This window comes from Rhodoferax sp., assembly GCF_028689305.1.
In the GTDB taxonomy this organism is placed as follows: Bacteria; Pseudomonadota; Gammaproteobacteria; order Burkholderiales; family Burkholderiaceae_C; genus Rhodoferax.
This window is the reverse complement of record NZ_JAQTWM010000135.1, coordinates 1-6,599: the sequence shown is the minus strand read 5'-3', so window position 1 is coordinate 6,599 and position 6,599 is coordinate 1. Positions and strand designations below refer to the sequence as shown.

The 6,599-nt window shown below is 62.3% G+C and carries 11 protein-coding genes; 4 read left to right on the top strand and 7 right to left on the bottom strand.

Annotation, left to right across the window (positions count from 1 at the left end; translation table 11 throughout):
• Positions 1 to 296 (bottom strand): alpha-ketoglutarate-dependent dioxygenase AlkB (locus PHW99_RS17665; protein ID WP_300180758.1); only part of this gene is annotated, 296 nt, incomplete at its 3' end.
• A 72-nt stretch (positions 297 to 368) separates the two neighbouring features.
• A complete protein-coding gene (locus PHW99_RS17660) occupies positions 369 to 1,229 on the bottom strand; it encodes a DMT family transporter (RefSeq protein WP_300180755.1) in 861 nt (286 codons plus the stop codon).
• A gap of 352 nt (positions 1,230 to 1,581) precedes the next feature.
• Here PHW99_RS17660 and PHW99_RS17655 point away from each other — a divergent pair, with 352 nt between their 5' ends.
• A complete protein-coding gene (locus tag PHW99_RS17655) occupies positions 1,582 to 1,887 on the top strand; it encodes an AraC family ligand binding domain-containing protein (RefSeq protein ID WP_300180751.1) in 306 nt (101 codons plus the stop codon).
• A 120-nt stretch (positions 1,888 to 2,007) separates the two neighbouring features.
• Here PHW99_RS17655 and PHW99_RS17650 read toward each other — a convergent pair whose 3' ends face one another.
• Together PHW99_RS17650 and PHW99_RS17645 are read right to left on the bottom strand one after the other, a co-directional pair.
• A complete protein-coding gene (locus PHW99_RS17650; protein WP_300180748.1) occupies positions 2,008 to 2,355 on the bottom strand; it encodes a type II toxin-antitoxin system RelE/ParE family toxin in 348 nt (115 codons plus the stop codon).
• Positions 2,355 to 2,633, bottom strand: coding sequence for a type II toxin-antitoxin system ParD family antitoxin (locus PHW99_RS17645; protein ID WP_300180745.1), 279 nt, complete (start codon positions 2,631 to 2,633; stop codon positions 2,355 to 2,357). Before PHW99_RS17645 ends, PHW99_RS17650 begins: the two co-directional genes overlap by 1 nt.
• A 156-nt stretch (positions 2,634 to 2,789) precedes the next feature.
• Here PHW99_RS17645 and PHW99_RS17640 point away from each other — a divergent pair, with 156 nt between their 5' ends.
• From PHW99_RS17640 to PHW99_RS17630, 3 genes are read left to right on the top strand one after another with little or no spacing between them, the layout of a single operon-like run.
• Positions 2,790 to 3,515 carry an AzlC family ABC transporter permease gene (locus tag PHW99_RS17640; protein WP_300180742.1) on the top strand — a complete coding sequence of 242 codons (726 nt, stop codon included), beginning with the start codon at positions 2,790 to 2,792 and terminating at the stop codon, positions 3,513 to 3,515.
• Positions 3,512 to 3,832 (top strand): AzlD domain-containing protein, encoded by a 321-nt coding sequence (locus PHW99_RS17635; RefSeq protein WP_300180739.1) that lies wholly within the window; start codon positions 3,512 to 3,514, stop codon positions 3,830 to 3,832. Before PHW99_RS17640 ends, PHW99_RS17635 begins: the two co-directional genes overlap by 4 nt.
• Positions 3,833 to 3,840: 8 nt before the next feature.
• On the top strand, positions 3,841 to 4,149 hold the full coding sequence (locus PHW99_RS17630; protein ID WP_300180736.1) for a hypothetical protein: 309 nt from the start codon (positions 3,841 to 3,843) through the stop codon (positions 4,147 to 4,149).
• Between the two features lie 278 nt (positions 4,150 to 4,427).
• On the opposite strand, the gene PHW99_RS17625 is transcribed toward PHW99_RS17630, so the two are convergent.
• The 3 genes from PHW99_RS17625 to PHW99_RS17615 are packed head-to-tail and all read right to left on the bottom strand — an operon-like array spanning position 4,428 to position 6,439.
• On the bottom strand, positions 4,428 to 5,300 hold the full coding sequence (locus PHW99_RS17625) for a GyrI-like domain-containing protein (protein ID WP_300180733.1): 873 nt from the start codon (positions 5,298 to 5,300) through the stop codon (positions 4,428 to 4,430).
• A 9-nt stretch (positions 5,301 to 5,309) separates the two neighbouring features.
• Positions 5,310 to 5,924 (bottom strand): GyrI-like domain-containing protein, encoded by a 615-nt coding sequence (locus PHW99_RS17620; protein ID WP_300180730.1) that lies wholly within the window; start codon positions 5,922 to 5,924, stop codon positions 5,310 to 5,312.
• Positions 5,925 to 5,953: 29 nt separating this feature from the next.
• A complete protein-coding gene (locus PHW99_RS17615) occupies positions 5,954 to 6,439 on the bottom strand; it encodes an effector binding domain-containing protein (RefSeq protein ID WP_300180727.1) in 486 nt (161 codons plus the stop codon).
• Positions 6,440 to 6,599: the final 160 nt, after the last annotated feature.

The window sequence follows — 6,599 nt, the reverse complement described above, 5'->3', positions numbered from 1 at the left end:
AAACACTCCGGCATGGCAGGCCAGGGCTGGCCAGACAACGGGTCATGCGTGCTGTAGCGGTAGCCCTGCGGGTCCGACACCCAGCCCAGCGCGCCGCAATTGGTCATGGCCACCGACATGGTGTGGCCGCCCGGCGTTTGCATGTGGCGCAAGGGCGCCTGGGCCATCACCGCTTGAGCCGCCTGCCACAGCGCCACCTCCCGCGCGCGGGCAAAACCACGCAGCAGCACCGCGCCCGGGGCGATCGGCACGGACGCGTCCTCGGGTGAAAGGGGCAGGTCGTCAAACAGGTCCATGACAACATGGTAGATCAGTCAAGAACGCCCCCAAGACGGCCGTCATCCTGGTGGTACCGACGCGGTGAACACCTATGCCCTGGGCGTTCGAAACACCTGCAACAAACCCAGCAGGATGGCCCCCATGCCGATCAGCGCAGCAGGGGCCATGGTGTTGCCAAACACCAGCCAGTCCAGTGCCGCTGTGCCGCCTGGCACCAGGTAAAACAAGCTGGTGACGTTGACCAGATTGCCCGCCTGAATCAACCGGTACAGCAACAAGGTGGCCAGCACCGAGATCACCAGCGCCATCCACACCACCGGCAACACAAAGCCCAGCACCCATTCAAAACCGTGCGGCTGAAAGGGCAAAAAGGCCAGACACAGCAGCAGGCTGACCGCGTATTGCAAGGGCATCACATCGGCAGGGGCCTGGTGAATGCACTTTTGCAGCATCGCCCCCGCCGTCATGCAGCCCAGGGCGGCGAAGGCGAACAACAGGCCCAAGGCCGAAACGCGTGCTTGCATCAGGCTGTCCCACACCACCAGGCAAAGGCCGCCCAGCGCCAACGCCAGGCCAGCCAAGCGCCGTGCGGCCAGGCGGCGCTCGCCCAGCAGCAGGGTCAGCATGGGCTGCACCCCGAGTACCGTGGCCAGCACGCCCGGCGTGAGTCCGTGATCCAGCGCCAGCAGGTAACAGACCGAGTAGCTGCCCACCAGCAGCAAACCGGTGGCTGCCACGTGCAGGCGCGTCCCCGGTGCGGGCAGCCAGCGCCTGCGCCAGATACCCACCAGCGTCAACACCAGCAGGGCCAGCGCAAAACGCAGGGTGAGAAAGGCGAAGGCTGAGCCGTGCGCAAGCCCCCATTTGGCGAAGAGTGCACCGCTGCTCCACAGCAGCACGAACAAGGCCGTTGGACCATAGGCGGTCCAGACCGTTTTAACCAAAGTCATGAGAAATTCCTGTCATCAAACCATGAAACTCCCCAGCACAGGCACACCAATGCACACGCACCTGACGCAGTGGTCAGGGTGCCCAAGCTGAGGAAATAGGCGGGCTGAACCATCAGCCCGCGAGGCGCTCTACCGGCGGCTAGGCGGGTAGGGGCCAGGAGTGGCAACGCCGGGAGGCGGTGCGACAGGAGGGGGGAAGCTTGCACAGGCGCTGGCCCACAGCACCACCACGTAGGCGGCGAAGGGGGTGTGGGTGACCAGTGCATTCATCAGACGAAATTATGCACCCACCTTCAGCCCCCAGGCATGGGACGAGCCCAGCGATACTTTGGCCTCCTTGCCTTCCTCGATCATGACCACCGTACTACCCGATCACGCCCGCCTGTGGCGCAGCCCTTTGTTGCCGGATGCCGAGCTGCTGACGGCACAGTATTACGCGCAGGAATTTGCCCCGCATTGGCATGACGGGCATTCGATACCGGTGATCCAGTCCGGCGCAACGCGCTACCGCTACCGTGGCACGCTGTGTCTGGCCGGGGTGGGCAGTATTGCGGCCATCAATCCGGGCGAAATCCACACCGGTGAACGTGCCACCGAGCACGGCTGGGCCTACCGGGCCTTCTACCCCAGCGTGGCCTGGATGCAGCAACTGGCCTGAACAGCGCAACAACACACAGCTTGGTTTGCACCATGATTTATATGCAAAATAGGCCTGTAGCCAGCGTAATACATGCGCAATCAGCTATACAAATAATAGTAAAAGGACAAGAACCCAGGTTCAATGCCAAGGAAGGTGGCGTTTCATATCCATGCTGTCGTGCAGGATGCGAAGAAGCTCCAGCACTGGCTGGTCTTGCATAGGTCTGGCCCGCAACACCAGGACATGCCGCCCGTGGCGACCTTTTCGGGCGACGTGCAGGGTGTAAATATCGGGGCCAATGTCGCTGCGCAATGTACAGCCCACCACTTGCGGGCCAGCACACAAGTCTTCCAATGCCAGCGTGAGGGTTTCCAGATACACCTGCGCCTGCTGCGTGCCAAACCTGTCCCTGGTCCAGCGCAAGATGTCTTTGAAATCAGCTTTGGCTGCAGCCGATGTGCGAACCACCCAAAGGGTTTGCGTCATCACGCGCCCAAGACTTCGGTGCCCAGTGCGGCGAAATGCGCTCTCAACGCCTCTGGCGAATCAAAACTGTCAAAACGCCCGGCCTCCATGTCCGCCAGGCCTACATGAGTTGCCTGCCGCAGCGCTTGCAAGCGTGCTTCAAATTCGATTTTGCTTTGCTCCACCAGCCGCAAACCTTCGCGCAGAACTTCGCTGGCATTCTGGTAGTCGCCAGCGGCAACCCACTGGTCAATCAACTCACTTTGGTGCGCGGTAATCACGACGTTTCGGGTGGGCATCTGGCACTCCTAGGGGAAAGATTGGCATATTATGCCAACACAGCTCAACCCCGCACTGGCAGCCTTGCCCTCGGCTTGATCAGCGCAAGAACGTACAAGCGCCCCAGGGGCGACTTGTCTACCATGCAGCCTGGTTCAATGACAGGAAGATTTTTGATGCCCCACCCCACTGCCTTCGCCCACTTCACAGCAGGAGCCCGCGACACCGTGCCGATGCTGGTGGGGGCCGCGCCTTTTGGCATGATTTTTGGGGCCCTGGTCGGCACGGCCCAGCTCGCGCCCTGGCAGGGGCAACTGATGTCGCTGGGCGTGTTTGCTGGCTCCAGCCAGTTCATTGCGGTGGGGCTGATGGCTGGTCTGGCCAGCTCGCTGGTGATCTGGCTGGCCACGCTGATCGTCAACTTGCGCCACATGTTGTACGCCGCCGCGCTGCTGCCGCATGTGCAGCACTTGCCAAGCCACTGGCGCTGGCTGCTGGGTTTTTTGCTGACCGATGAGACCTTTGCCGTGGTGGACAGTTATTACCGTCAGCACCCGCAGGCCGCGCTGGGGCATTGGTATTTTTTGGGTTCCGGTCTGTCGATGTATGCCAACTGGCAGGTCTGGACGCTGGTCGGGCTGGCCTTTGGCGCGGTGTTTCCGCAGTTGCAGACGCTGGGGTTGGACTTTGCGATGGTGGTGACCTTCATCGCCATCGTGGTGCCGCAATTGGCGCGTGTGCCCCATCTGGGCGCGGCGCTGGCGGCGGGCAGTGTGGCCTATGCGCTCAAGGGTTTGCCGTTCAAACTGGGCCTGATGGCGGCTGTGGTGGTGGGCGTTGGCGTGGGCATGGGCTTGACCCGGCTGCGTGCCCGTGTGGATACCGAGGGGGCCGCCACATGAGCGCCTCGCTGACCATCCTTGGCATGGCGGTGATCACCTTTGCCATCAAGGCGCTGGTGTTCATTCTGGGTGACCGAATCCGGTTTTCGCCCGCCGTGCGGCAAGCCCTGGCCTTTGTGCCGGTCACCGTGCTGACCGCCATCATCGTGCCGATGATCCTGGCGCCGCATGGCCAAGGCCTGGAGCTGGGCTGGCGCAACCCGCAACTGGTGGCTGCGTTGGTGTCGGTGGCCATCTGCCTGGCTACGCGCCAACAGCTGCTGACCATCATGCTGGGGTTGGCGGTGTTTTTTGGCTGGCAGTGGGTGGTGGTGTAGCCGGCTCCTTGAACAACTGGCGAAATGCGTACTCCCCCGGCTCAGTGAGCGGCACCACACGCGAGTCTTTGGCGCGGCGCGCCCAACCCAGCGCGTGGGCTGCCGCGCAGGCGCACCGCACCACTGCGAAGGGCCACACCCATCAGGTTTTCCAGCAACTGCGCCACATCCGGGTCGGCCAGGCGAAAGTAGCGGTGTCGCCCCTGCGGTTCGACGGCAATCAAGCGGGCATCGAGCACCTGTTTGCCGACTACCGGCTGCGCGTGGCTGAAGTGCGGCGGGATTATGGTTTGCGTGAGCGGGATCAAGCGCCTTGAACACTTTGAACAATTCACCAGGAGCCTGCTCGGCCATGGTGCGAGCGTTGCTCAAAGAGGGCATCTCGGTGTGGCACTAGCCGCCACGATGGCATCTTGGTTGCTATAAAAATAGAAGCTGCTTGCGCATATTTTTACTGGGCTACAGGCCCAAATGACTACCAATCTTTCAACATGCGGTGGCGTGGCCAGTGCATTCATGAATAGATACTGAATAGATATCGAACAACCCCGCTGCCCCCTCAAGCCCGCCTATCAGCCCAACCAGCCATCACGCCTCAAACCTCAGCCCCACCCACCAGCGGCAAATAAATGTCCGTCAGCAGCCGATCCGGCGGCGTGTCGCGCGGGTTGTTCAGGTATTCCTCAAACACCGGGCTATTGGCCGCCTCATGGCCCGACTGCACCAGCCACTGGCCATACAGCCATTGGTAGGCGGCACGCATCGTGGCATACGGCCCCTGGTGGCGCAGCACGGCGCAGCGGCCACCACCCAGGGTGAAGGGTTCCAGCGGTGGCTGGGGTACGCCGCCGGGTGGCAGGCTCAGGCCGGCGCGTGAATGTAATTGCGATTCGGGCACGGCAAAAGGGTCATCCTCATAAACCGCCAGCCAGCGCATGTCGGGCCACGCCAGGCCCTGCGCCGCCATGCGGGTGAAGGCGGCATCAAACGCCCGCCCCACCTGCATGTAGGGGCCACGGTGTGCGATGCCAGCCAGTTGCACGGCGGGCACCTGCCGCACCTCGACCGCGTAGGCCGCCCCGTTCGCCGCAGCTTGGTGTGGCGCCTGGCGAAAGGCCACATGCGCCCCTTCGGCACGGTAGCGCATGGGGCTGAGCCCATAGGCGGCAGTGAAGGCACGGGTGAAAGACTGCGCGTTGGGGTAACCGCATTTAACGGCTACCTGCGCCACCGGCAGCGCGGTGTTGGCTAGGTAGCCGCTGCCCCGCGCCAGTCGCAGGCGGCGCACCGTGGTGGCAATGGTTTCGCCATACAGCGCCTGGTAGACCCGATGCCAGTGAAAGGACGACAGGTGCGCCACCTCGGCCAGGCGGTTCAGGTCCAGCTCTTCTGCCAAATGGTCGTGAATGTAGGCGGTGACCCGGCCCAGGCGCTCCTGGTAATCGGTCCAACCGTGGGGTTTGTTCATTGTTTGAGCCTAGCTTGGGTTCATCGGCTGCCGAAGGATGGTTTTCCACTTCTGTGGGTCTGCGCGCCGGATGTCGCTCAAGTAAATCTCGTGGTGCTTGCCCCTGCGCCCCGATCGTGCATCAATGAACGCATGCAGCCGCGCGATGGTCGGCCCTTCTTCAGAAAACGGGCCCACATGCAAAATCTGGGCGCAAAGCCCCTCCGTGAAATGTTCCAGGCGCAGCCTGTCGACGCCGGGCAGTTTCTTCTTTTGGCGGACTTCGGCCATGGCCGCAGTGAGGGTGTCTTCTGTCACGAAGGCGGGTTGCATGATCATCATCGTCCACTGCCATTGGGCCTTGTTGTGGGTCACAAAGGCGGACATGTCATCGGCCCACCAAAGGCCTTCCAGCGGCATGACGGCATAGTCCAGCGCTTGCGGCCCTTTTTTGAGCATGAACTTGGCGGTGTACGACACGGCAAACAAGGCCTCGATCGCCTGCGCATAGGCTGGTGATGTATTGGGGTCACCCGTGCCATCGACCATCAGGTACTGCAGCGGGGGCACTTCAACCTGGGTGACATCCCGCGCACTGGGTTGGTACAAGGGCTTCATGTCCTTCTTGAGATCGATCTTGTTCACACATCCTCCTGATGACGGACAACGCGGGCTCATTTTTGCGGGGTGGCGGCGTTCAACCCGATGGAGATGGAGATGCCACCATCGGCATGGTACTGCTCGTATTCGGCGATGAAGGTTTTGGCCAGGTCGTTGCGCTGCCAGATGGCTTGCCAGGCCGGGCCAACCAGGTCAAAGCGATTTCTTTCCACGCCAAACACCGCACGCGGCGAGGCCGGCACCACCACCCGCACCATGCCCGCCGGCACCGGCGCATCTGCCGCTACGGCCGCGCCGATGACCAGCGAATACAGGCCGGTGTTGTCGCGGCCGGCGTGCTCAAAATGGGTGTAAACCGCAAACACGTCGTCGCCACACTTGGCCGGAATCTGGGCTAGCACGCCCTCTTGGGTGAAGCGCTGCCAGTGCGGCGGAATGGTCTGCGCGGCCTCCAGGTTGTGGGTGCGCAGCTCGATGCCGATCACGGTGAGGGCATCCGGCAGGGTTTCAACATGCTGGGGGAATGCGGGGGTGCTCATGGCGTGGTTTCTCATGGGTTGGACAGGATGGCCAGTTTAGAAGCAGCAGCATGACAAATCTTGCGCAGTTGCAGCGTGCGCCAGCATTTAGGCGCTGCGAAACAGGATGGGGGTGGACAGATCGGGGCTGGCATCGTCACACGCATAATCCAGCCTCGTT